The organism is Mycobacteroides abscessus ATCC 19977, from assembly GCF_000069185.1.
GTDB classification, from domain to species: domain Bacteria; phylum Actinomycetota; class Actinomycetes; order Mycobacteriales; family Mycobacteriaceae; genus Mycobacterium; species Mycobacterium abscessus.
This window is the reverse complement of sequence record NC_010397.1, coordinates 966,655-988,315: the sequence shown is the minus strand read 5'-3', so window position 1 is coordinate 988,315 and position 21,661 is coordinate 966,655. Positions and strand designations below refer to the sequence as shown.

The window sequence follows — 21,661 nt, the reverse complement described above, 5'->3', positions numbered from 1 at the left end:
CAATGATGTTGACTTATGTCAGTGCCGCTTACAAGCAGGTCCCCGCGCCGTGTCGGGCGCGGGGACCTTTGTGCTTGTTACCGGGGACTAATTTCGCGACGCCTTGTGCGAGTCACTGTGCGACGATCCGCTGGACGAGGAGCCGCTGGACGAGGAGCCGTTGGAGGAACCCGCGTGCGAATCGCTGGACGAGGAGCTAGAGCCCGACTCCGACTTGGTGCTCGACGACGCCGCGGCCTCGGGCTTCTTCGCAGGTGAAGAGTCCTTCTCGGGCTTCTTCGGGGTGGATCCCTTGTCGGCCTTGTCCGTCTTGGAATCGGTCTTCTCGCTCTTGTCGGCCTTGGCAGAGTCATCGGTCTTCGGCGCAACCCCGCCACTGACCTCTCCGACCTTGGTGACCGGGGTGGGCAGCTTGACCTTAGGCACGTTCACCTTGGGTTCCGCGGGCTTGGCCGCGTCCACCGGCTTGGCAGCGGCGTCGGCAGCAGTCGCCGGCTTGGCGGGCTCCGCCGGAGTAGCCGCGTCCGCCGGGGTGGCGGGCTTGGCAGGCTCGGCCGCCTTCACCGGCTCGGCCGGAGTAGCGGACTTCGCGGGCTCTGCCGGCTTGGCGGGCTCGGCCGGGGTAACCGCCTCGGCCGGGGTGGCGGGCTTGGTCGCACCGGCCTTGGCGGGCTCCGCTTCCGGAGAAGACTTCGACGTGGTCGCCTTCGACTCGGCCGCCTTGGTTCCCTCGACCGCCGTCTTCTGCTCAGCCGTCGCGGTCTTCGCCGCAGTGGTAGAGGTCTTGCTCAGCGCCGAGAGGATCGACGTCGGAGCCTTGACGCTTGTGGCGGTTGTGGTCGCCGCCGGCGCGCTCAGACCCGCCGGCAGCAGCGACGCAGGGTTCTGGGTCAACGCCGTCACCACCGCGATCGTGTTGGAGACGTACGCACCCGGCAGACCGACCAAGAGACCAAAGGCCTTGGCTTCGGCATTGATCAGGTTCTGAATCGTCGGCGCCGACGTGGTGCCGTCCGGATTCACGATCGACTGCCCGGTCAGCAGCTGGAACGGCGCATTGACGATCGTGAACGGCGACGCCAACACCGGCGACTGCCACTTCGAGTTGAACTGCAACGGACCCACCAGCAGGTTCACCACCGGGTTCGTCGACGGCCACGTCGACCCCGCAGGGGCCGTCGGAGCAGGAGCCGTCACAGCCGAGCCCGTCGGAGCCGAGGCCGTCGGGGCCGCAAGCGTGTTCGCCGTGGTGGATGTTGCCGTCGTCGACGATTCGGGAAGCGACAGTGCCGTGGTCTTGGCGACCGTGGGATTCGCCGTCGTCGTCGCCGGCTGGATCAGGCCCGAGGGCAGTATTGATCCCGGGTTCTGGGAAAGTGCCGTCACCACCGCGATGGTGTTGGCCACGTAGGCACCCGGCAGACCGACCAAGAGACCGAACGCCTTGGTCTCCGCGGCGATGAAGTTCTGCACCGTCGGCGCCACCGTGGTGCCGTCCGGATTCACGATCGACTGCCCGGTCAGCAGCTGGAACGGCGCATTGACGATCGTGAACGGCGACGCCAACACCGGCGACTGCCACTTCGAGTTGAACTGCAACGGACCCACCAGCAGGTTCACCACCGGGTTCGTCGACGGCCACGTCGACCCCGCAGGGGCCGTCGGAGCAGGAGCCGTCGCAGCCGAGGCCGTAACGGCCGTGGAGGCAAGCGTTTTCGTCGTGGGGCTCACCGCCGTGGTGTTCGCCGCCGACAACGTCGTCGCCGTGGGCACGAGTCCGGACGGCAGCAGCGATCCCGGGTTCTGGGCAATGGCTTGTACCACCGCGATGGTGTTCGCCACGTATGCGGCCGGCACCCCTGCCAGCAGCCCCAGCGCGGTGGTTTCGGCGTTGATCAGGTTCTGCACCGTCGGTGCAGAGGTGGTGCCGTTGGGGTTCACGATCGACTGCCCGGTCAGCAGCTGGAACGGCGCATTGACGATCGTGAACGGCGACGCCAACACCGGCGACCGTGAGAACTTGGGGTCGAATTGCAACGGACCCACGGCGAGATTCACCAAGGGATTCGCCGACGGCCACGTCGATCCCTCGGGCGGAGTCGGAGCGGCCGCCGTGGTGACCCCCGGTAAGGCGGCCAGCGAGCCGATGCTGGCCGGGGACAGCGTCCCGTCGTTCGACGTCAGGACGTAGGCCTGAGTCGACACGGTCCGATGTTGTTCCGGACTGGCGCTGAGAGTTTGGATCGTAGGCACGGAAACCGACGCGGCGATGCAGACACTGCAAACCGCCGCGGTGGCCGTGGCACGGAGACGGACGCGCACGTGAACCACCCCTTCTGGGCAAAGAATGTCAATGGGCTGAAAAGAACCTGGAGAACTCGCAATAAACGTAGGGCACACTGCACCATGCCGCCGACCACGGATTCGATAGTTTTCCTAGCCGTAAGTCAAATATCTCCCGGGCGCCATCAAGGATTGCCCAGTGATTCTCCGAATCAACCGCCGGTTGGGCAAATCAACCCGATCCGGCTGTCGGACCCCGGTGCGAGCATCGGATCATGACCGGGACAGCCAGCATCCTGCATGCCGATCTGGACTCGTTCTACGCCTCCGTCGAGCAACGTGATGCGCCGGCACTGCGCGACCGCCCGGTGATCGTCGGGGGCGGTGTCGTGCTCGCCGCCAGCTACGAAGCAAAACATTGTGGCGTGCGTACCGCCATGGGAGGTCGTCAGGCGCTACGGCTCTGCCCGCACGCGGTGGTGGTACCACCGCGTTTCGACGCCTACAGCGCCGCGAGCAAGTTGGTGTTCGAGGTCTTCCGGGATACCACTCCCCTGGTCGAGCCGCTGTCCATCGACGAGGCGTTTCTGGATGTGTCCGGTCTGCAGCGGATCTCAGGGGCGCCAAGCGATATCGCGGCCGCATTGCGCTTGGAGGTGCGGCGCCGGGCGGGACTACCGATCACCGTCGGCATCGCCCGCACCAAGTTCTTGGCCAAAGTCGCCAGCCGCCAGGGCAAGCCCGACGGACTGTTGGTGGTGGAGCCGCACGAGGAGTTGTCGTTTCTGCGCCCGCTGCCGGTGCAGGCGCTGTGGGGAGTCGGATCGGTCACCGCCGAGAAACTGCGGGTGTATGGCATCCGTACCGTCGCGGACGTGGCCGATCTGGGCGAGTCCACCCTGGCGTCGATGGTCGGACGCGCCATGGGGCATCAATTGCATTGTCTGGCAAACAATATCGATCCACGACGGGTGGATGGTGGACGGCGGCGGCGCTCGATCGGTGCGCAGTGCGCGCTTGGCCGCGGGCCACGAGCGGACAGCGAGATCGATGCCATCGCAACACAACTCATGGAGCGGATTGCCCGCCGCATGCGCGGCACCGGCCGCAGCTGTCGCACGGTGGTGCTACGACTGCGTTTCGGCGACTACACCCGCGCCACGCGCTCACGCACCGTGCCGCGACCCACCACGTCCACCGAACGCCTCCTGTCAGTGGCCCGCGAGCTTGTCAAAGACGCCGGCCCGCTCATCAAAGAACGGGGCATCACTCTGATCGGATTCTCCGTATCCAACTTCGACCCTTGTGGCGCAGCACAGTTGGAGCTGCCCTTCTCGGATGCGGCGGAAAACACCTTGGCGCTCGACAGCACCCTTGATGGGCTGCGCGACAGGTTCGGAACCCGGTCGGTCACCCGCGCCAACCTGTTGCACGGAGGCGGGCGGGAGGAATGGGGCATCCCGACCTTCGAAGACCTCTAGCGAGACCGGGACGCCCGGGCCATGATCAGGAGTCCACGGAGCACAGCCAGAAGGTGCCGCCAGTGGTGTCCCTTATCAGCGCCATCCGGCCATACGGCGTGTCCTGAGCCGGAGCGAGTACCGCACCACCCAGTTCAGCGGCCTTGGCCGCGCCGGCGTCGGTGTCGTCGGTGCCGAAATACACGGCCCAATGCGCCGGCACCCCCTCGGGAAGTGCCCATTGGCCCACCGACGCATCGTTGACACCCGCGATCGGCGCACCGTCATGCTGTGCACATGCATACCGGGAATCCGCGGAATCGCCCTCTATCTTGGTGTTCCATCCCAGCACCGTGGTGTAGAAGTCCACAGCCCGGTCATACTCCCGGGTATTGAGCTCGTGCCATACCGGCGCGCCACCCTCGCCAACCAGTTGAAACCCCTTGTGCGCCAATGGCTGCCATAAACCCACCATGGCACCGGCCGGGTCGGCGAAAAGGGCCATGTAGCCAAGCTGTGGAACTTCCATGGGGGGCAAGCAGTTGGTACCGCCGTGTGTCACCGCTTTCTGCAGGGTGGCATCGATGTCTTCGGTAGCGAAGTAGGTGGTCCACGCGTCGGGAGCATTCCACTCCGGGTTGTTGGTGATCATTCCCGCAACGGCTTTACCGTCCTTGTACGCATTGATATAGCCGCCGTACTCGGGGCCCGCCTCCTGCAACGTCCAGCCGAACAGCGCACTGTAGAACGCCTTCGACTTCTCGAGGTCCGACGAGGCGAGGTCGATCCATGCTGGGGCTCCGAGCGGAGTTTCGTCACGAGTGGGCATGGGGTCTCCTTGAGCTGGAAGGGGCATTCACCGGTATCGACCACTGCCGGATCGAAAACTCATCGCGGAAGGGGTTTGACCACCTCAGCGCGACGGACAGCAGCCCAGTTCGCTACGGTCTCTGCGTGATCGTGCTGCTGCCGCCCTCGGAAACCAAACACGAAGGCGGCGACGGCCCACCTTTGCGCCTGAACGAATTGGCAACGCCCACGCTGAACCCGGTGCGTGAAGCACTGGTGGACGAGCTCATCGCCCTTGCCGCCGACCCAGACGCGTGCAGGCAGGCACTGGGCATCTCCGCATCCCAGGATGCGGAGATTCAGCGCAACGCCGAGCTGCGCATGTCCCCCACCATGCCCGCCCTGCACCGGTACACCGGCGTGCTGTACGACAACCTGGACGTGACATCGCTGCGTGGCGCCTCCGCCGCCAGGGCACGTGCACGCCTCGCTGTCGGTTCGGCACTGTTCGGGCTGTTACGGGCCGATGATCCGGTGCCTGCCTACCGTCTGTCGGCGTCGTCCAAGCTGCCCGGAAAGCCCACCTTGGCCGCACGCTGGCGGCCGGTATTGGAGCCGGTGCTCGCCGAGCTGGCGGCAGGCGAGCTGGTGGTGGACCTGCGCTCGGGTTCCTATGCGGGCCTGGGCCGGCTACCCCACGCCGTGACGGTCGACTGCCTCACCGAGCATCCCGATGGCCGGCGCACGGTGATCACCCATTTCAACAAGGCGCACAAGGGGAAACTGGCGCGCATCCTGGCAGGAAGCCGTGCCGAACCCAACGACGCCGCGTCGGTGGCCACCGTCGCCCGCCGCGCGGGGCTACATGTCGAGCGCGACGGCAATACGCTGACGATCGTCGTCAGTCCTTAGAGCCGGAGTGCGACTTTCCTTCCGAGGAGTGCGACTTGCTCTCGGAGGAATGCGAGCTGCCCTCCGACGACGAACCGCTTTTTTCGGACGAAGACTTCTCCGTCGATGGCTTGTCGGCGGGCTTGTCGGGCTTAGCGCCCACGGCCGGCTTCAGGCCGTCATGCACCTTGGTGTCGGTAGACGCGGCGGGTGTCTTGCTGTCGGTCACCGAGCCCTTGGACCCCTCGGTTGTCTTGGTGCCGCCGGTGGTTCCGGTTTCACCTGGCGTCGACTTCAGGCTGTCGCGAGTAACCTTTACCGGGCCCGCGGATTCGGGCTTGGCCGGTTGTGCCTTGGTCTCCGGTTTAGCGGTGACAGGCTTGGCGACCTCGGCCTTGGAAGACTCGGGCTTGGAAGACTCGGGCTTGGCGGGTTCCGCCGCCGCATCTGCCTTGGGTTCGACGGCCTTGGCGGGATCAGTCTTCGGTTCGACGGCCTTCGCCGGGTCAACCTTGGGCTCGACAACCTGGGGCTCAACAACCTTCGTCGGATCAGCCTTGGGTTCGACGGCCTTGGTCGGATCAGTCTTCGACTCAACAACCTTCGCCGGATCCACCTTGGGCTCAACGACCTCCTTGGCCGGGTCTGTCTTCGGCGTCTCCTCCGACGCCGCGCCCGGCTTGGTCTCATGCTCCGCCTTGGGCACCTCGGCGGCCTTGTCCGCCGTCTTGCCCTCATGCTCGTTGCGCTCGATCTTCGAGGCCTTCGCATCGGCGCCGGACGTGGCGCCCCCGGGCTTTTCGGACGCGGAATCCACTGTGGGAGCAGCCTTGTCGGCTTGCTGCGAGGTGGAGTCCTGCGGTGTGGTCTTGGTATCGGTCACGGGCGCCGACGGCTTGGGCACCTGCCCCAGCAGGCTCGACAAGTCATTCAGCGCCGCCACGATGACCGACGGCACTCCCTCGGTCTTGCCGATGATCGCCTGTACGGGCACCGTGATCGGCAGGGCGAGAACGTGCAGCACCGCGAACGCCAACTGCGCAAAATAGGACGGAGTACCGAACGCCGGACGGGGACCCGGGAAGTTGGTGGGCAGCGGCTCCGCCGGAGGCTCGGGGTCGGTGGTCGGGTCAGTCTCCGCCGCCGCCAGCTTCTGCAGCGGCAAAGAACTCTGCGCTATCTGCTGTGGCTGTGGCTCGGTAGGTTGCTGCGGCGACAGGCCGGGTATCTGGCCCAGCAGGCCCGACAAGTCGTTGATGGCCGCGGCGATCACCGTCGGCACGCCCTCGGCGCTGCCCAGGAAGAACTGCACGGGCACGGTGATCGGCAACGCGACCACATGGAAGACAGCGAACGCCAACTGCGCAAAATAGGACGGAGTGCCAAACGCCGGACGTTCACCCGGGAAGTTGGTGGGCGGTGCCGGCTCGTCGGCGGCGGGCGGATCGGTGGGCTGCCCGGTCGGCGGATCAACGGGTTCACTGCTCGGCGGATCGACAGTACCGACGGCCGCGGTGTTGATTCCCGGAGTCACGCCGCTCTGAGTGATATTCGGTGTCGCGAGGAGCTTGGCGACAGTGCCGATCAAGTCGGTACTACTCACCGCGCCGCCGCCCACCGAATTCATTTGCGCCGCAGCATCGTTCTGTGGCGCAGCGGCCGCCAGCAGATCAGAGAACGACGCGAGCGAGACCGCCTGGCTCGATACGGAACGCGTTGTGGGCGTGCCTGCTATGGAGAGGTTCGGCCGAACCGCCCGTGCATCAACGCCCGCGCCAACACACAGCCCGCACACCGCGGCGACCGCAACCGTCCGAATACCTACGTGCATAACAACACTCCCCACGGCCAACCAGACCGACTCCGACAAGGGCAAACTACTACCTACCCGCGCCGCGGACAACACGAACGCGGTGCGGCCGCCTCAGCCGTCGGCGCCGGTTCGGACCGGCTGATTCGCCAATGCCAGCACCTCGTCATCGGTGAAAAGCCTGGAGCGGATCAGAAACCGCACCCCCTCGGGTGCCTCCAGCGAAAATCCCGATCCCCGCCCAGGTACCACGTCGACCGTCAGATGTGTATGCGACCAGTACTCGAACTGGTCTGCACTCATCCAGAATGGGGTATCGCGGCTAACTTCGCCGAGCAGTACATCCGATGCACCGACGCGGAACTCTCCCCGCGGATAACACATCGGCGCGCTGCCGTCACAGCAGCCACCGGACTGGTGGAACATCACAGGGCCATGTTTGGCCACCAGCGAAGCCAACAATTCCGCCGCAGCCGGCGTGAGTTCGACGCGATTGATCAGGATCCCACTTTCTTCCGGTGAACCCTCATCAGAAGAAGCCCGCGGCATCGGGCGAATAGCTCACCAAGATGTTCTTGGTCTGCTGATAGTGGTCGAGCATCATCTTGTGGTTCTCACGCCCGATGCCCGACTTCTTGTAGCCGCCGAAAGCGGCATGCGCCGGGTACTGGTGGTAGCAGTTGGTCCACACCCGCCCGGCCTTGATACCGCGACCCAGCCGGTAGGCGTTGGTCATATCGCGCGACCACACCCCGGCGCCGAGGCCATACAGGGTGTCGTTGGCGATCTTCAATGCCTCATCCAATGAGTCGAACTTCGCCACCGACAGCACCGGGCCGAAAATCTCCTCCTGGAAGATGCGCATGTTGTTGGTACCGGCGAACACCGTGGGCTGGATGTAGGCGCCGTCGGGATATTCGGAAACCTTGCGCGCATCTCCGCCGGTCAGTACCTGCGCACCCTCTTGCCGCCCAATATCGATGTACGACAAGATCTTTTCATATTGGTCATTGCTTGCCTGCGCACCGATCATGGTGTCTTCGTCGAGCGGATCACCGCCTACGATCGCCTCCACGCGCGTGATGGCACGCGCGATGAACTCGTCGTAGATGGATGCGTGCACCAACGCACGCGAGGGGCAGGTGCACACCTCACCCTGGTTGAGCGCGAACATGGTGAAGCCCTCAAGCGCCTTGTCCAGGAAGGCGTCGTCGGCGGCCATCACGTCGGGCATGAAGATGTTGGGGCTCTTACCGCCGAGTTCCAGCGTGACCGGGATGATGTTCTCCGTCGCGTACTGCATGATGAGGCGCCCCGTGGTGGTCTCGCCGGTAAACGCGATCTTGGCGATGCGCGGACTGGAGGCCAGCGGCTTACCCGCCTCCACACCAAAACCGTTGACCACGTTGACGGTTCCGGATGGCAGCAAGTCGGCAATCAGCTCCATCAGCACCAGGATCGAGGCGGGCGTCTGTTCGGCGGGCTTGAGCACCACACAGTTGCCCGCCGCCAGCGCCGGAGCCAGCTTCCACACGGCCATCAACAGGGGGAAGTTCCACGGGATGATCTGCCCGACAACGCCCAGCGGCTCATGGAAGTGATAGGCCACGGTGTCGTGGTCAATCTCGGAGATCGAACCCTCTTGGGCTCGGAGCACGCCGGCGAAGTAGCGGAAGTGATCGATTGCCAGCGGGATATCAGCGTTCAGGCTTTCCCGAATCGGCTTGCCGTTATCCCAGGTTTCGGCGACCGCGAGCCTCTCGATGTGCTGTTCCATCCGGTCGGCGATCCGCAGCAAGGCGTTCGACCGTTCAGCGGCCGAGGTGTTACCCCACGCCTCGGCCGCGGCGTGCGCCGCGTCCAGCGCCTTCTCGATATCCGGCGCGGTACCGCGGGCAACCCGGGTGAACACCTTGCCGTCGATCGGAGAGGCGTTCTCGAAGTACTGGCCATCCGCCGGGGCAACCCATTCCCCGCCGATGAAGTTGTCGTACCTGGGCGCGAAAGTGACTGCACTGCCCTCGGTTCCGGGTGCCGCGTACTTCGCCATTGCCTGCTCCTGTCGATATCGATACCAGCCCTGTGACGTACGTTACACCCGCGTCAGCAGCACAGACACGGCCCGTCAGCCGCGCGGCCAAAGCACCAGTTGGGTGCAGCGGAACACCGCCACGGTGCGCCCGTCGCGGGAGGTCACCGTCGCATCCCACAGCTGCGTGGAACGTCCGCGATGTACCGGCACGGCGACGGCGGTGAGCTTGCCTTCACGGGCGGCGCCCAGGAAATTCGTCTTCAGTTCGACAGTGGTGAATCCTGATGCCCCCTCGGGCAACGAGGCCAGGCATCCGTAGCCACACAAGGTGTCCGCGAGCCCCACTATGACGGCAGCATGCACGAAGCCGTTCGGGGCGAAGTGTTCTCCACGAATCGGCAACTCGGCAGTGACCCGGCCGTCGTCGAACGAGACCGACTCGATGCCCAGAAATCCGGGAAATTGGTCTGTGGGCAGGTGTTCGCTTGTCATCTGGCTTCCTGTCCGTTGGCGGGCGAGCAACGCAGCTTCATGATGCGCGAGGCCGCATACCTTTAGCATGGGTAAGTCATGCCAGCCGAATCACACAAGCACTCAGCTGAGTCCGGAACAGTCGACCAGGAAGCGGCTAGCTCCATGATCAGCGTGCAGCGACGCAACCTGATTTTCGTCGCGGTCCTGCTAGGAATGCTGCTCGCCGCGCTGGACGGCACCATCGTCGCCACCGCTCTACCCACCGTCGTCGCCGATCTCGGCGATGCGGGACACCAGTCTTGGGTGGTCACCAGCTACCTGTTGGCCTCCACGGTGGCAACCGCGGTGATGGGCAAGTTCGGTGACCTGTTCGGACGGCGAACCGTCTTCATCACCTGCATCGTCATCTTCGCGGGCGGCTCGCTGCTGTGCGGCATGGCCGGCTCCATGGCGATGCTGGTGGGTGCGCGCGCCATTCAAGGGCTCGGTTCCGGTGGCCTGATGGTGACGGCGACGGCCCTGATCGGGGAGATCATCCCGATGCGCGAACGCGGCCGATATCAGGGCATTCTCGGCGCGGTGTTCGGGGTGACCACGGTGATCGGCCCTCTGCTCGGCGGGCTGTTCACCGACCATCTCGGGTGGCGCTGGGCCTTCTACATCAATCTGCCCATCTCCGTTGTGGTGATCATGGTTGCCGCCGGAGCCATCCCGGCGTTGGCGAAGGCGACGCGCCCCGTCATCGACTACTGGGGCATCGTGCTCATCGGCCTGGGCGCCTCCGCGCTGACTCTGGCCACCAGCTGGGGCGGCACCACGTACCCCTGGTCCTCGCCCGTGATCATCGGCCTGTTCGCGAGCTCGATCGCCGCGATCGGCACCTTCGTCTGGGTGGAATCCCGAGTGCCCGAACCGATCCTGCCTCCGCGCCTGTTTCGTGACCCGGTGTTCACCATTTGCTGCGTGCTGAGCTTCGTCGTCGGGTTCGCCATGCTCGGCGTGATGACCTATCTGCCCACCTTCATGCAGTTCGTCAACGGCGTCTCGGCCACCGTCTCCGGCCTACGCACCCTGCCCATGGTGGCGGGCATGCTCATCACGTCCACCGGAACCGGCACCCTGGTGGGACGCACCGGTAGGTACAAGCGTTACCCGGTCGCGGGTACCGCCATCATGGCCATCGCGCTGGCACTGCTATCCAGGATGGACGACTCCACGCCGTTCGTCCTGCAGTCGCTGTACCTGTTCATCCTGGGTGTAGGCATCGGCGCATCCATGCAGGTGCTCACCCTCATCGTGCAGAACACCGCCCGCTTCGACGACTTGGGCGTCGCGACATCGGGTGTCACGTTCTTCCGCACCATCGGCAGTTCCTTCGGCGCGGCCATATTCGGCTCACTGTTCTCCAATTTCCTTACGCGCGAACTCAGCTCGGTGAACACACCTCCCGAGGCCACCCAATCGCCGCAGGCGCTGCACGCACTACCGCATGACGCGGCGGTACCCGTCATCCACGCATATGCCGATTCCCTGGACCTGGTGTTCCTGTGCGCAGCACCGGTCGCCGCCGTCGGGTTCGTGCTCGCGCTGTTCCTCAAGGAGGTCCCGCTGCGCGGTGCCGACACGAGCCTTGCCGTGGATATGGGCGAAGGCTTCGGTATGCCCAATTCTGTCTCGCCGGACAAGCTGCTGGAGATCGCGATCGGCAATGCGATGCGTGGATTCCCGCACGTGGGCCTGCATAAGCTGCGCGAACATGCGGGCGTCTCGATGCCCATCGCGCCGCTGTGGGCACTGGTGCAGGCCAACCGCTTCCTGCGGGCAACCGGTTCCGCCGAGGTGTCCCGCATCGCACAGTGGTATCGCATACCGCCGGAGATCGTCGACCCCGCATTCAACGAACTCGTCGCCAACGGCTACGCCCTGCGCACCAACGATCACATCTGGCTCACCGATAGCGGCCGGGAAGAGGTCGACAAGATCAGCGAGGCCATCAACCAGTATTTGATCGAACGGCTTTCCCGTACACCAGATTTCGAAGATCGCGCAGACCGGGAGCAGATTCAGGCGGCACTGGAACGCATTTCGCGCCGAATTGTCACCGACACCGATTGGCGCGAGAACCCTATCGCTGCGCTGCCCGCGGCGTCTGGGGCGGCGTCACCAGCGCGGTAAGCAGTGCCTCGATCCCCGGGCGGGGGTTGAAATCGGCCACCGGGTTGGCCAGCTGCTGGTAGATGATGCCGGTGAGGTAGTCCTGGAAAATTTCCGCATGCAGTTGGGGCGTCTTCGGATCGACCTTGCACATCAAGTGCAGTGTGCGGGGAATCTGCGCATCCCTGCCCCGCTGTAGTGGCTCCCTCAATTCCGGATGACTCCAGCCTTCCATGAGCAGCGCCATATAGGCCCGCACCCGGGTGCTCATCGCCCCGACGGCGCCGTTGGCATACGCGGTGCCGATACCCACCAGATCGGAGACCGTGGTCGGGTTGATCTCGGTGACAAGCGCCCGCCAGAAGGCACGGCGCAGTTTCTCGATCTCCAGAATGGCACCCAGCAGCAGGGCATCACGAGTACGGAAGTGATTCGAGGTCGTGCCACTCGGCACGTTAGCGGCCGCATCTACCGAGCGGTAGGTGAGCCCACCAATACCCATGGTGCCCGCCACTTCAATGGCGGCCGCGAGCACCTCTGCCCGCCGGCCCCTCGGTTGCTCCTCCACCACTGCGAGGGTAGTACGCCATAACGGCGATATGTGGATCGCCCCTAGGATCGGAGTCATGCGCTTTTCGATATGGGGACAAACCAACCAATCCTGGGCAGATCTGCTGGACATCGCGCAGTACGCCGACGACGGAACCTGGCGCGCCTTCTACGCCGCCGACCACTTCATGTCCCATGCCGACACGGCCGAGGAGCGCACCGATTTCCACGAGGCGACTGCCCTCTTTGCCGCGCTCGCCGCCGCCACCTCCCGGATCCGGCTGGCACCCCTGGTGCTGTCGATGACCTTCCGCCACCCGGCCGTGCTTGCCAACTGGGCCGCCACCGTCGACCACGTCAGCCAGGGGCGTTTCACGCTCGGATTGGGGGCCGGCTGGCAGGAGAACGAGCACCAACGCTACGGCCTCGAGCTGGGTAAGCCGGGAGCGCGAGTCGACCGGTTTTCCGAAGGACTACAAGTGATCACGGGGTTGCTCAACGAGCCAGTGACCACGGTGGACGGCCAGTACTACCGGCTGGCCGAGGGGATCTGCGAGCCCAAACCGCTGCAACGGCCCTTACCGATCCTGATCGGCGCGACTCAGCCGCGGATGCTCGCCCTGACCGCCCGCTACGCCCACGAATGGAATCAGTGGTCGTCGCCCGGCACTTTCCGCGAGGTATCCGGCCGCCTGGATGCCGCGGCCGAGAAGATCGGCCGCGATCCCGCCACCATCTGGCGTTCCACACAGGCGCGCGTGATCGTCACCGATGGCCCGCAATCCGAAGCGCGGGCGGCGGAAACCGCTGCGGCATCGCCGATTCCGGTGCTGTACGGCACCGCGGAACGCATCGCCGAACAGATGGCACCGTGGACACAGGAGGGCGTCGACGAGGTGATCCTGCCCGACCATCTGCTGGGCAGCGGATCAGCACGCCGCGACGCCTATGACGCCTTGGCTCAGGCCCTGCGCCCGCTCTCGAACGAAACGGATTAGCCGCAGGGGCTAGTTGCCCCAGCCGCGCTGGCCATCCCAGCCGCCGCACACACCGTTGTAGCAGCCGTGGCCCCAGCCGCCCTGGCTGGGGTTCCAGCCACCGCACACGCCGTTGTAGCAGCCGCCTCCACCACCCGCGTCACCGCCGCCCGAGCCGCCGGGATCGGCAAGAACGACCTGGTTGGACGTGGTTGTCGGCACCCCGGTGCTCATCACGGTGGCAGGCGCGGCAGCGATAATGGCCGCGCCAGCACCAGCAGCGAACACCGTTCCGATGATCTTCCGTGTGATTGACATATATCCATATTGCTACTGAATTCGGAGCATGCCAAACACCGACACGAATTCGGTGCTCGCCAATCACAAACCGTCGCTTATGTTTTCGCAGGTAGACCGCGAAAATGGCGACTACGGCGTGGCCGCAAAAACTTGCACGAATTTCGCGAGCGAAGCATCGATATCGCTGCGCAACGCGGCGGCCACCACCGCACCGATGGGGCCGAACATCGCAGGCCCACCCAGGTGCAGGTTGAAATCGACGACCGAACCGGAGCCCTTGGGAGAGATCGTGACTCTGAGCTTCACCTTGACCCCACCCCTGCCCTGCCCGTCCAGAAACAGGCCCGTCGGCGGGTCGTACTTCTGCAGCGTCCACTTGACGCGGTTGTACATGCCCTTCACGCACACGATCGAATCGATGACGGTGCCCTTTTCCAGGGTCTCGGGCAACGCACTGCGCCACGCTGTGTGAACGCTGAGCCACTCATCGAAACGCCGCAGATCCGAGGCGTGCGCCCAGGCCTCCTCGGGAGGGAGGGGCACATCGATGGAGGAATTCAGTTTGGCTGCCACGTGGGCAGACGATACCGGAGAGATCCGAACAGACCGCTAGCAGTTACTGGGCGCCGGTAGTCCGGCAAACCGGTCGGCAATCCACTGCACCCCGAGCCGCTCTCCCTCGGGATCCACATGGCCCTTACCCGGCGACACGACCTCCTGAACCGTGTCCCCCAGCGCGCAGGCCCGGCGGACCGCCGCATGGATCCAGCCCGCCTCGATGAGCCGGTCGGCTCCGCCGGCGTAGACGAACATCGGCCCGGAGGCTGGGCCCAACGGCAACGCGATCCGCTTCAGTGCGGCGGCGAAGACGATCGGGTCTGCGGGACTGGTGCCGTGAAAATCCTTGGCGCGCAACCTAATTATGGCAGCTGATCGAGCGGGATCGAGTCCGTTGTGACATCCCAACAGCAGAGCCTTGTCCCGCGGAATATCTTGGAAAGAGCCGTGCAGAAAATTCTCCGGCCGCAACTCGGGGACCGTCACCGACAATCCCGTCAGCAAGGTCGGCATCATCGAGAGCTGGCTCCAGTGGTACCTGCCGTCGCCCACATGCGTCGCCATGTCGGTGAGGTCGGCGGCCGGTGACAGGTTGGCCGAGCCGACGAACTCCAGCTCGGAGGCATAGTCGCCGGCCAGCTCGGACGCGGCCCAGGTCGCCTGGCCGCCCTGGGACGCACCGATAGCCGCCCACTTCGTCGACGCCCCTGGAATCAGCGATACCGCGGCGCGGGCGGCGTCGATGACGTTGAATCCTTCCGATCTGGGTTCCAGATACGGATGCGGCCCCGGAACGCCCAGCCCTTCGTAGTCCGTGATGGCCACCACCCAGCCACGCTTGCTGAGATTGCGCACCAGCCAGATGTAACCCCGCAAGTCGGGGGCACGCGAGACCGCACACTCGTCGTCCAGCCCTGTGGTGCCGTGGCCCACCGAGACGATGGGCCAACCCGCTTGCGGTGGTTCGCCTTTCGGCGCGAAGACGACACCGGTCACCTCGGTGGGTGTACCGGTGGCACCCGACGTCGACATATAGCGAATGAGATGACCATCGGCGATGGCATCAAGATCCGGGGCCAACGACAACGGCACGTCGGATAGCACTTCACCCGGCGGGGGCGACGGGGGCTGGGGCGCAACACCTTCCGCCTCGACCCGAGCACAGGCCGCCGTGATCAACACCAGCACCGCAAGCAGCGGCGCCAGTCGGCTACTGGGCGTCGCCGTCCTTCGGGGCCGCCGCACCCTCGACCTTCTCGACCGCGCTCTTGGCAGCGTCCTGAACCTTGTCGACCACCGCCGAGTACTTGCCACCGGTCTTGGAGTCGATCGTGTCGCCGACCTTGTCGACGGCCTCGTTCACCTTGTCCTTGTTGCCCGCCAACAGGCTCTTCAGCTTGTCGATGAGGCCCTTGAAATCAGCCATGAGCTTGTTCTCCTTCGTCTGGGACGGCGCAACTGTAATACGAGATCGGGGCGTATGTTGGTTCGAGTGACGGACCCAGTGAAAATCACGCTGACCGGGGCTCCCGAGACGATGCTGGCCACCCTGTACGGCAGGGCGCAGGACGCCACATCACCCGATTCGGTTCTTCATGACCACTACGCCGCCGAGGCCGTCGCGCGCATCGACTACGACTTCTCCAAGACCAAGATCAAGGGCACCCAGGCAATCGGCGTGGCGTTGCGTGCCCGTCAACTCGACGACTGGACCTCGGAGTTTCTCACCGCACACCATGAGGCAACGGTGCTGCACCTGGCCTGCGGCCTGGATACCCGGGTCTTCCGGATCAACCCATCCGAGATGGTGCGCTGGGCCGATGTCGACTATCCCGATGTGATCGCCCTGCGCCGCGCACTGCTCCCGTGCCGCGACGGCGATTACCGGATGATCGGAAGTTCGGTCAGCGAGGCGACGTGGCTGGACAGCATCCCGGCCGACCGTCCCACTCTCGCGGTGTTCGAGGGTTTGACGATGTACCTGACCGAGGCCGAGGGGCAGTCACTCATCCGGCGTATCACCGGCCGATTCCCCAGTGGTCAATTGGCTTTCGACTGCTACGGCAGCATCGGCATCAAACTACAGAAATTGGTGCCGGCGGTGCGCAACGCGGGAGCCACACTGCATTGGGGAATCGACGATCCCGGACAGATCGAGGCGCTGCACCCGGGCCTGCGCTGCGTCAGCGATCTGCGCAGTACCGATGTGGCGGGTGAGGAACACCTGCCACTATCCGGCCGCATCCAGATGAAAGTCATCTCCCACATCCCCACCCTGCGCGACATCGGCAGGATCATGCGGTTTTCCTTCTAGCCCTAACCTCGCGAGCAGACGAGGGGCGGTCAGTCGTCTCCCGTGGCCCAGAAGTGCCGGGGCTGGCCGGACCACTTGCCCTGCAGCCACCACACCGCTTCGATCACCGCGGCCGCCGCGATGCCGATACCCAAGGCCGGACCGGTGACGGCCAGATTGCCCGGGTCGAGCATGAATGCCTTCCGCGCCAACGGGATCGCGAAGATCGCCACATAACCCAGGCCCGAGAGCGCTACCAGTGCCACCCGCCACCACTGGTACGGCCGGGCCACCACCGCGAGCACCCACACCGCCGCCACCAGTTCCGTGATCAGTGCGGCGGTCGAGGCCTGTGTGCTGTTACCGGATACGTGAAGGATTTGGCGTGCCAACAGGTAAGACAGGAACGTCGCGATACCGACCGTCAGGCCCGACGGAATCGCCGAGAGCATCACCCGGCGCACGAATCCGGTCTGCGCGCGCTCGTTGTTCGGTGCCAGCGAAAGGATGAATGCCGGGATGCCGATGGTGAACCAGGCCGCGATGGTGACATGGATCGGCTGGAACGGGAACGGCACCGCGCCGTAATGGAAGATCTTCGAGCCGAGCCCCGCAAGTCCCACCGTCAGCGCCAGCAGCACCGAATACACCGTCTTGGTGAGGAACAGGTTGGACACCCGCTCGATATTTCCGATCACACGCCGCCCCTCGGCAACTACATAGGGCAGGGTGGCGAACTTGTTGTCCAACAGCACAATCTGCGCCACCGCGCGGGAGGCCGAACTACCCGCTCCCATCGCGACACCGATATCAGCGTCCTTGAGGGCCAGCACATCGTTGACGCCATCGCCGGTCATCGCGACCGTGTGCCCGTGCGACTGCAGCGCCTTGACCATCGCCCGCTTCTGGTCGGGGCGCACCCGGCCGAAGGTGGTCGCGTCGGCCAGCGTGGCGGCCAGCTTGTCGGTGTCGGTTGGCAGTGTGCGGGCGTCCACCGCGGCGCCCGTCAGCCCCAGCGTCTGGGCCACCGCACTCACCGACACCGCGTTGTCACCCGAAATCACCTTGATCGAGACATGCTGGGAAGCAAAGTAGTCCAGCGTCTCGCGAGCGTCGGGCCGGATCTTCTGCTCCAACACCACCAACGCCCGGGGAGTCACCGCACCGGGTGCATGCGCGTCGTCAACGGACAGTTCGGCCGAGGCCAGCAGCAGCACTCGCAGGCCCCGCGCCCCGATCTCCTCGGCGGCGGTGGCAATGGCGTCGGCCGGATCCAGCAGCACATCCGGCGCACCGATCACCCAGTTGCCATGCTCCCCATACGAAGCGCCACTCCACTTCTTGGCCGACGAAAATGGGGCTATCGCAGTCGTTTCCCACCCCGGCGGGGTGTCATAAGCCTCGGCGATGGCAGCGATGCTGGCGTTGGGCCGGGGATCGTCGGCAGCCAGTTGCGCCAGCACCGCCAGCGCGTCCTCGTCGCCGTCACGGTCGGGGAAGTGCACGTCTGCCAGGCGCATCCCGTTCTCGGTGAGGGTCCCGGTCTTGTCGGCGCACACCGTATCGACCCGGGCCAGCCCCTCGATAGCAGGCAGCTCCTGCACCAGGCACTGGCGCCGCCCCAGCCGAATCACGCCGACCGCAAAGGCGATCGACGTCATCAGCACCAGGCCCTCGGGCACCATCGGGACGAGCGCGCCCACCATGCGCAGCACCGATTCCTGCCAGCTGTCATCGGTGGTGAACAGCTGGGTGTAAATGATCAGCGCGCCCGCCGGCAGCAGCAGATAGGTGATGAACTGCAGAATCTTGTTGATACCGTTGCGCAGCTCGGAGTGCACCAGGGTGAACTTGGAGGCTTCCTCGGCGAGCTTGGCCGCGTAGGCCTCCCGCCCCACTTTGGTGGCCCGGTACGCACCGCTGCCGGCCACCACGAAGCTACCCGAAAGCACTTGCGAACCAATGGTCTTCTCGATGGCATCGGCCTCGCCGGTCAGCAGTGACTCGTCGATCTCAAGGGCCGACTCCTCGATGACCTCTCCGTCCACCACGATCTGGTCGCCGGGCCCGAGCTCGATGATGTCGTCGAGCACCACCTCATTGGGCGCCAGTGCCGTGGCCGCCCCGTCGCGCCGCACCAAGGGCCGGGTCTGGCCGACGATGGCAAGTTTGTCGAGTATCTGCTTGGCGCGTAGCTCCTGAATGATGCCGACGGCACTGTTGGCGATGATCAGCAGACCGAATGCGCCGTTGATGATCGAACCGGTGGACAGCACGATGATGAGCAGCACCCCGAGAATCGCGTTGATCCGGGTGAACACGTTGGCCCGCACGATGTCCGACACACTGCGTGCCGCACGCGACGGAACATCATTGGTCTTCCCCTGCGCCACGCGCTCAGCGACCTCGGCGGCGGTCAGGCCGCTGATGGTCAATCCCTCGATCGTTGCCACCCCTGCACAGTAGCGACCTGTGACCGCCCGGCACGGCCATCGAGCGCCAACTTCGCACGATTATTTGGCGCAATCGTCACGCCACGTTCCCCTCCGACGCGGGTAATGTCAGTTGGTATGACATCGAATGAGCTCCCGGATTGGGACGCCACCTATCAGGGCAAGGGCGAGCTTTTCCAGGGTGAACCACCGTGGAATATCGGCGAGCCCCAGCCCGAACTCGCCGCGCTGATCGATGCCGGCAAGTTCCACGGCACGGTTCTCGACGTCGGATGCGGGCACGCCGAAACCTCGTTGCGGCTGGCGGCGCTGGGACACACCACCGTCGGGCTCGATCTATCCCCCACCGCCATTGAGGCGGCGCGAGCCGCGGCGGCCGAGCGCGGACTGACCAACGCCACCTTCGAGGTGGCCGATATCACCGACTTCTCCGGCTATGACGGGCGCTTCAACACCATCGTCGACAGCACGCTGTTCCACTCCATCCCGGTCGAGGCGCGCGAGGCCTACCTGCAGTCGATCTCACGCGCGGCGGCTCCGGACGCGTCGTACTTCGTGCTGGTGTTCGCCGTGGGCGCCTTCCCACCGGGTATCGGCCCCAACGCCGTCACCGAAGACGAGCTACGCGCGGCGGTCGAACCCTACTGGGCGATCGACGAGCTGAGTTCGGCGTATATCCACTCGAACATCCCCGAGGTGATCCCCGGCGCGAACTTCGAGATGCCGGTGTTCCACAAGGACGAGAAGGGACGCAACAAGCAGCCCGCGTTCCTGCTGCAGGCGCACAAACGTTAGGTAAGACGCCACCAGCCGTCCGGGGCGGCGGGCTGCCGAGCATCGGCCCGCTGTCCTGGCCTGGGCGCGACCACCGTGACCCCCTGCTCCTCAGCGGCGGCGAGCACCCGCTCGATCGGCTCGGCCCACGGGTGCAGCGCCAGATTGAACGTGGCCCAGTGAATGGGCAGTAGCGGTGCCTGCGCAGTGGCCAGATCCAGATGTGTCTGAACCGCCTCTTCCGGATTCATGTGGATATCGGCCCACGACGTGTTGTAGGCGCCGACCGGCAACAGGGTCAGGTCGAAGGGCCCGTACGTGTCACCAATCACCTTGAACGCCTTGGTGTATCCCGTATCGCCACCGAAGAAGACCTTGTGCTTCGGTCCGGCGAAGGCCCAGGACGCCCACAGCGTGGTGTTGCGGGTGATCGATCTACCCGAGAAGTGGCGGGCCTGGGTGCAGGTGAGCGTCAGCTTTCCGAGCTGATGGCTCTGATCCCAGTCGAGCTCGATGACCCGAGCCGGTGAGACACCCCAGCCACGCAGATGCGCTCCCACCCCCAGTGGCACCACGAACACGGCGTTCTGGCTGCGCGTCAGGGCGATGATCGAATCCATGTCGAGATGGTCGTAGTGGTCATGACTGATCACCACCGCGTCCAGCGCGGGCAGCGCCGAAAGTTCCACCGGCACCGGGTGCTGCCGATGCGGCCCCACCACACGCGAGGGCGAGCATCTGTCGCTCCAGACGGGATCGGTGAGCACGCGATAGCCGTCTATCTCGACGAGCACACTGGAATGCCCGAACCAGGTGGCCGCCAGATCGGCAGGCGGGCCGGAGAGCTCCGGCACCGCCAGCGGTACCTGCCCCTTCGGGGTCCCCACACCGCGGCGCGTGAGCACATCCCACACCACCGTGGTGGTCTCGGCATCGGGCGAAAACTGCCGCGCCGGTTCGGCATTGTGGAAAGTGCCACCCCGGTATTGCGGGGACCCCTTGGCGACCTCGGCGATGCGCCCCTTGCTGGCACCCAGCGTCTGCGGGACATCACGCAGGGCGCGCCCGATCCACGTCGACGCAATGGCTGCGCCGGCACCAACCCAGAGCGCCCGCACGCTCAGGCTCCCTGGAAGTTGGGGGGACGCTTCTGAATTCGGGCGACCTGGGCCTCGATGATGTCCTGGCTGCCCCACGCCTTGTCGAACAGTTCCTTGTGCTCGGGCCACTGGTCCTCGAAGGCGCCGTCGTCATTGAGCACGCGCTTGGCGTGCTTGAGAGCAAGTGGTGCGAACCCGGCGAGCTCGGCCGCCCAGGCCTGCGCATCGGCGAGTTCGCCGATGCGGTTGGCCATGCCGGTCTGCAATGCCGTCTGCGCGTCAAGCGGCTCGGCGGCCAGCAGCATGGCACGCGCGCGCCCGTAGCCCACCAGCGAGGTCAGCCGACGGATACTCCAGTTATCAAGGGCGATGCCATATTTGGCGACGGGGAACTGGAAACGCGCGGTCTCGGAGACCACCCGCAGATCGGCGACCATTGCCAGCATGACGCCCGCGCCGATCGCGGGGCCGTTGACGGCGGCGATGACCGGGATGTCGGCCGCATCGACACTCTTGATCGAGTGCTGCCACGCATCGGCGAATTTGTCGGGATCAGGAGCGCCGCTGGACAGGTCGGCGCCGGCGCAGAACGACGTGCCCTGCCCCGTGACGACGATCGCACGTGCGGTTTCCGCGGCCTTCTTGACCTCCTCGGCGAAGGCGAGCGCGAGCTCATAGGTCACCGCGTTACGCCGCTCCGGGCGCTGCAGCTCAATGGTGGTGACGGGACCGTCGCTAGTTACACCGATCATGGCAACCACCCT

General features: G+C 65.2%; 20 protein-coding genes. 6 read left to right on the top strand and 14 right to left on the bottom strand.

What is annotated here, in order from left to right; translation table 11 throughout:
• Positions 1-87 precede the first annotated feature (87 nt).
• A complete protein-coding gene (locus MAB_RS05100) occupies positions 88-2,205 on the bottom strand; it encodes a hypothetical protein (RefSeq protein WP_005113383.1) in 2,118 nt (705 codons plus the stop codon).
• Between the two features lie 353 nt (positions 2,206-2,558).
• On the opposite strand from MAB_RS05100, the gene dinB reads away from it, so the two are divergent.
• Positions 2,559-3,764, top strand: a complete 1,206-nt coding sequence (dinB, locus tag MAB_RS05095; RefSeq protein ID WP_005113381.1) for a DNA polymerase IV — start codon at positions 2,559-2,561, stop codon at positions 3,762-3,764.
• A 25-nt stretch (positions 3,765-3,789) separates the two neighbouring features.
• On the opposite strand, the gene MAB_RS05090 is transcribed toward dinB, so the two are convergent.
• The gene (locus tag MAB_RS05090) at positions 3,790-4,572 is read right to left on the bottom strand and encodes a VOC family protein (RefSeq protein ID WP_005113379.1); all 783 of its coding nucleotides are present in this window, start codon (positions 4,570-4,572) and stop codon (positions 3,790-3,792) included.
• A 125-nt stretch (positions 4,573-4,697) separates the two neighbouring features.
• On the opposite strand from MAB_RS05090, the gene yaaA reads away from it, so the two are divergent.
• Complete coding sequence (gene yaaA, locus MAB_RS05085) at positions 4,698-5,444, top strand: peroxide stress protein YaaA (RefSeq protein WP_005083089.1); 747 nt, start codon at positions 4,698-4,700, stop codon at positions 5,442-5,444.
• Here yaaA and MAB_RS05080 read toward each other — a convergent pair.
• The 4 genes from MAB_RS05080 to MAB_RS05065 form a co-directional block, all read right to left on the bottom strand.
• Positions 5,434-7,254 (bottom strand): PspC-like choline-binding domain-containing protein, encoded by a 1,821-nt coding sequence (locus MAB_RS05080; RefSeq protein ID WP_005092767.1) that lies wholly within the window; start codon positions 7,252-7,254, stop codon positions 5,434-5,436. The two genes, yaaA and MAB_RS05080, sit on opposite strands and share 11 nt — an antisense overlap.
• Before the next feature lie 93 nt (positions 7,255-7,347).
• Positions 7,348-7,782: a DUF779 domain-containing protein gene (locus MAB_RS05075; RefSeq protein WP_005115778.1), complete on the bottom strand. Its 435-nt coding sequence runs from the start codon at positions 7,780-7,782 to the stop codon at positions 7,348-7,350.
• Positions 7,763-9,283, bottom strand: coding sequence for an aldehyde dehydrogenase (adh, locus tag MAB_RS05070; RefSeq protein WP_005090806.1), 1,521 nt, complete (start codon positions 9,281-9,283; stop codon positions 7,763-7,765). Before adh ends, MAB_RS05075 begins: the two co-directional genes overlap by 20 nt.
• Before the next feature lie 75 nt (positions 9,284-9,358).
• The gene (locus tag MAB_RS05065) at positions 9,359-9,757 is read right to left on the bottom strand and encodes a PaaI family thioesterase (RefSeq protein WP_005113376.1); all 399 of its coding nucleotides are present in this window, start codon (positions 9,755-9,757) and stop codon (positions 9,359-9,361) included.
• Between the two features lie 144 nt (positions 9,758-9,901).
• Here MAB_RS05065 and MAB_RS05060 point away from each other — a divergent pair, with 144 nt between their 5' ends.
• Positions 9,902-11,914: an MDR family MFS transporter gene (locus MAB_RS05060; RefSeq protein ID WP_005122092.1), complete on the top strand. Its 2,013-nt coding sequence runs from the start codon at positions 9,902-9,904 to the stop codon at positions 11,912-11,914.
• On the opposite strand, the gene MAB_RS05055 is transcribed toward MAB_RS05060, so the two are convergent.
• On the bottom strand, positions 11,865-12,428 hold the full coding sequence (locus tag MAB_RS05055) for a TetR/AcrR family transcriptional regulator (RefSeq protein WP_005113374.1): 564 nt from the start codon (positions 12,426-12,428) through the stop codon (positions 11,865-11,867). The genes MAB_RS05060 and MAB_RS05055 overlap by 50 nt on opposite strands.
• Before the next feature lie 91 nt (positions 12,429-12,519).
• Here MAB_RS05055 and MAB_RS05050 point away from each other — a divergent pair, with 91 nt between their 5' ends.
• Positions 12,520-13,440, top strand: a complete 921-nt coding sequence (locus tag MAB_RS05050; protein WP_005113373.1) for an LLM class flavin-dependent oxidoreductase — start codon at positions 12,520-12,522, stop codon at positions 13,438-13,440.
• A 9-nt stretch (positions 13,441-13,449) separates the two neighbouring features.
• On the opposite strand, the gene MAB_RS05045 is transcribed toward MAB_RS05050, so the two are convergent.
• The 4 genes from MAB_RS05045 to MAB_RS05030 all read right to left on the bottom strand — a co-directional run bounded on the left by MAB_RS05045 (position 13,450) and on the right by MAB_RS05030 (position 15,703).
• Positions 13,450-13,737 (bottom strand): hypothetical protein, encoded by a 288-nt coding sequence (locus MAB_RS05045; RefSeq protein ID WP_005083106.1) that lies wholly within the window; start codon positions 13,735-13,737, stop codon positions 13,450-13,452.
• Between the two features lie 111 nt (positions 13,738-13,848).
• The gene (locus tag MAB_RS05040) at positions 13,849-14,292 is read right to left on the bottom strand and encodes a type II toxin-antitoxin system Rv0910 family toxin (RefSeq protein ID WP_005073393.1); all 444 of its coding nucleotides are present in this window, start codon (positions 14,290-14,292) and stop codon (positions 13,849-13,851) included.
• A gap of 36 nt (positions 14,293-14,328) precedes the next feature.
• Complete coding sequence (locus tag MAB_RS05035) at positions 14,329-15,465, bottom strand: lipase family protein (RefSeq protein ID WP_005122091.1); 1,137 nt, start codon at positions 15,463-15,465, stop codon at positions 14,329-14,331.
• Positions 15,466-15,487: 22 nt separating this feature from the next.
• Positions 15,488-15,703: an antitoxin gene (locus MAB_RS05030; protein ID WP_005063556.1), complete on the bottom strand. Its 216-nt coding sequence runs from the start codon at positions 15,701-15,703 to the stop codon at positions 15,488-15,490.
• A gap of 54 nt (positions 15,704-15,757) precedes the next feature.
• On the opposite strand from MAB_RS05030, the gene MAB_RS05025 reads away from it, so the two are divergent.
• Positions 15,758-16,591, top strand: coding sequence for a class I SAM-dependent methyltransferase (locus MAB_RS05025; RefSeq protein WP_005115127.1), 834 nt, complete (start codon positions 15,758-15,760; stop codon positions 16,589-16,591).
• A gap of 29 nt (positions 16,592-16,620) precedes the next feature.
• Here the strand turns inward: MAB_RS05025 and MAB_RS05020 are convergent, their stop codons facing one another.
• A complete protein-coding gene (locus tag MAB_RS05020) occupies positions 16,621-19,023 on the bottom strand; it encodes a cation-translocating P-type ATPase (RefSeq protein WP_005113370.1) in 2,403 nt (800 codons plus the stop codon).
• Positions 19,024-19,140: 117 nt separating this feature from the next.
• Between MAB_RS05020 and MAB_RS05015 the strand changes: the two genes are divergently transcribed.
• Complete coding sequence (locus tag MAB_RS05015; RefSeq protein WP_005063559.1) at positions 19,141-19,818, top strand: class I SAM-dependent methyltransferase; 678 nt, start codon at positions 19,141-19,143, stop codon at positions 19,816-19,818.
• On the opposite strand, the gene MAB_RS05010 is transcribed toward MAB_RS05015, so the two are convergent.
• Both MAB_RS05010 and MAB_RS05005 read right to left on the bottom strand, forming a co-directional pair.
• Positions 19,815-20,915 carry an MBL fold metallo-hydrolase gene (locus MAB_RS05010; protein ID WP_005113369.1) on the bottom strand — a complete coding sequence of 367 codons (1,101 nt, stop codon included), beginning with the start codon at positions 20,913-20,915 and terminating at the stop codon, positions 19,815-19,817. The genes MAB_RS05015 and MAB_RS05010 overlap by 4 nt on opposite strands.
• 2 nt (positions 20,916-20,917) lie before the next feature.
• On the bottom strand, positions 20,918-21,649 hold the full coding sequence (locus MAB_RS05005) for an enoyl-CoA hydratase (protein WP_005063562.1): 732 nt from the start codon (positions 21,647-21,649) through the stop codon (positions 20,918-20,920).
• Positions 21,650-21,661: the final 12 nt, after the last annotated feature.

Bases quoted from the DNA above. Each gene is read 5' to 3' on its own strand.
- MAB_RS05080 (WP_005092767.1), bottom strand. From the start codon at position 7,254: ATGCACGTAGGTATTCGGACGGTTGCGGTCGCCGCGGTGTGCGGGCTG.
- MAB_RS05050 (WP_005113373.1), top strand. From the start codon at position 12,520: ATGCGCTTTTCGATATGGGGACAAACCAACCAATCCTGGGCAGATCTG.
- MAB_RS05030 (WP_005063556.1), bottom strand. From the start codon at position 15,703: ATGGCTGATTTCAAGGGCCTCATCGACAAGCTGAAGAGCCTGTTGGCG.
- MAB_RS05090 (WP_005113379.1), bottom strand. From the start codon at position 4,572: ATGCCCACTCGTGACGAAACTCCGCTCGGAGCCCCAGCATGGATCGAC.
- MAB_RS05060 (WP_005122092.1), top strand. From the start codon at position 9,902: ATGATCAGCGTGCAGCGACGCAACCTGATTTTCGTCGCGGTCCTGCTA.
- MAB_RS05065 (WP_005113376.1), bottom strand. From the start codon at position 9,757: ATGACAAGCGAACACCTGCCCACAGACCAATTTCCCGGATTTCTGGGC.
- MAB_RS05075 (WP_005115778.1), bottom strand. From the start codon at position 7,782: ATGCCGCGGGCTTCTTCTGATGAGGGTTCACCGGAAGAAAGTGGGATC.
- dinB (WP_005113381.1), top strand. From the start codon at position 2,559: ATGACCGGGACAGCCAGCATCCTGCATGCCGATCTGGACTCGTTCTAC.
- MAB_RS05025 (WP_005115127.1), top strand. From the start codon at position 15,758: ATGTTGGTTCGAGTGACGGACCCAGTGAAAATCACGCTGACCGGGGCT.
- MAB_RS05045 (WP_005083106.1), bottom strand. From the start codon at position 13,737: ATGTCAATCACACGGAAGATCATCGGAACGGTGTTCGCTGCTGGTGCT.
- MAB_RS05015 (WP_005063559.1), top strand. From the start codon at position 19,141: ATGACATCGAATGAGCTCCCGGATTGGGACGCCACCTATCAGGGCAAG.
- MAB_RS05005 (WP_005063562.1), bottom strand. From the start codon at position 21,649: ATGATCGGTGTAACTAGCGACGGTCCCGTCACCACCATTGAGCTGCAG.
- adh (WP_005090806.1), bottom strand. From the start codon at position 9,283: ATGGCGAAGTACGCGGCACCCGGAACCGAGGGCAGTGCAGTCACTTTC.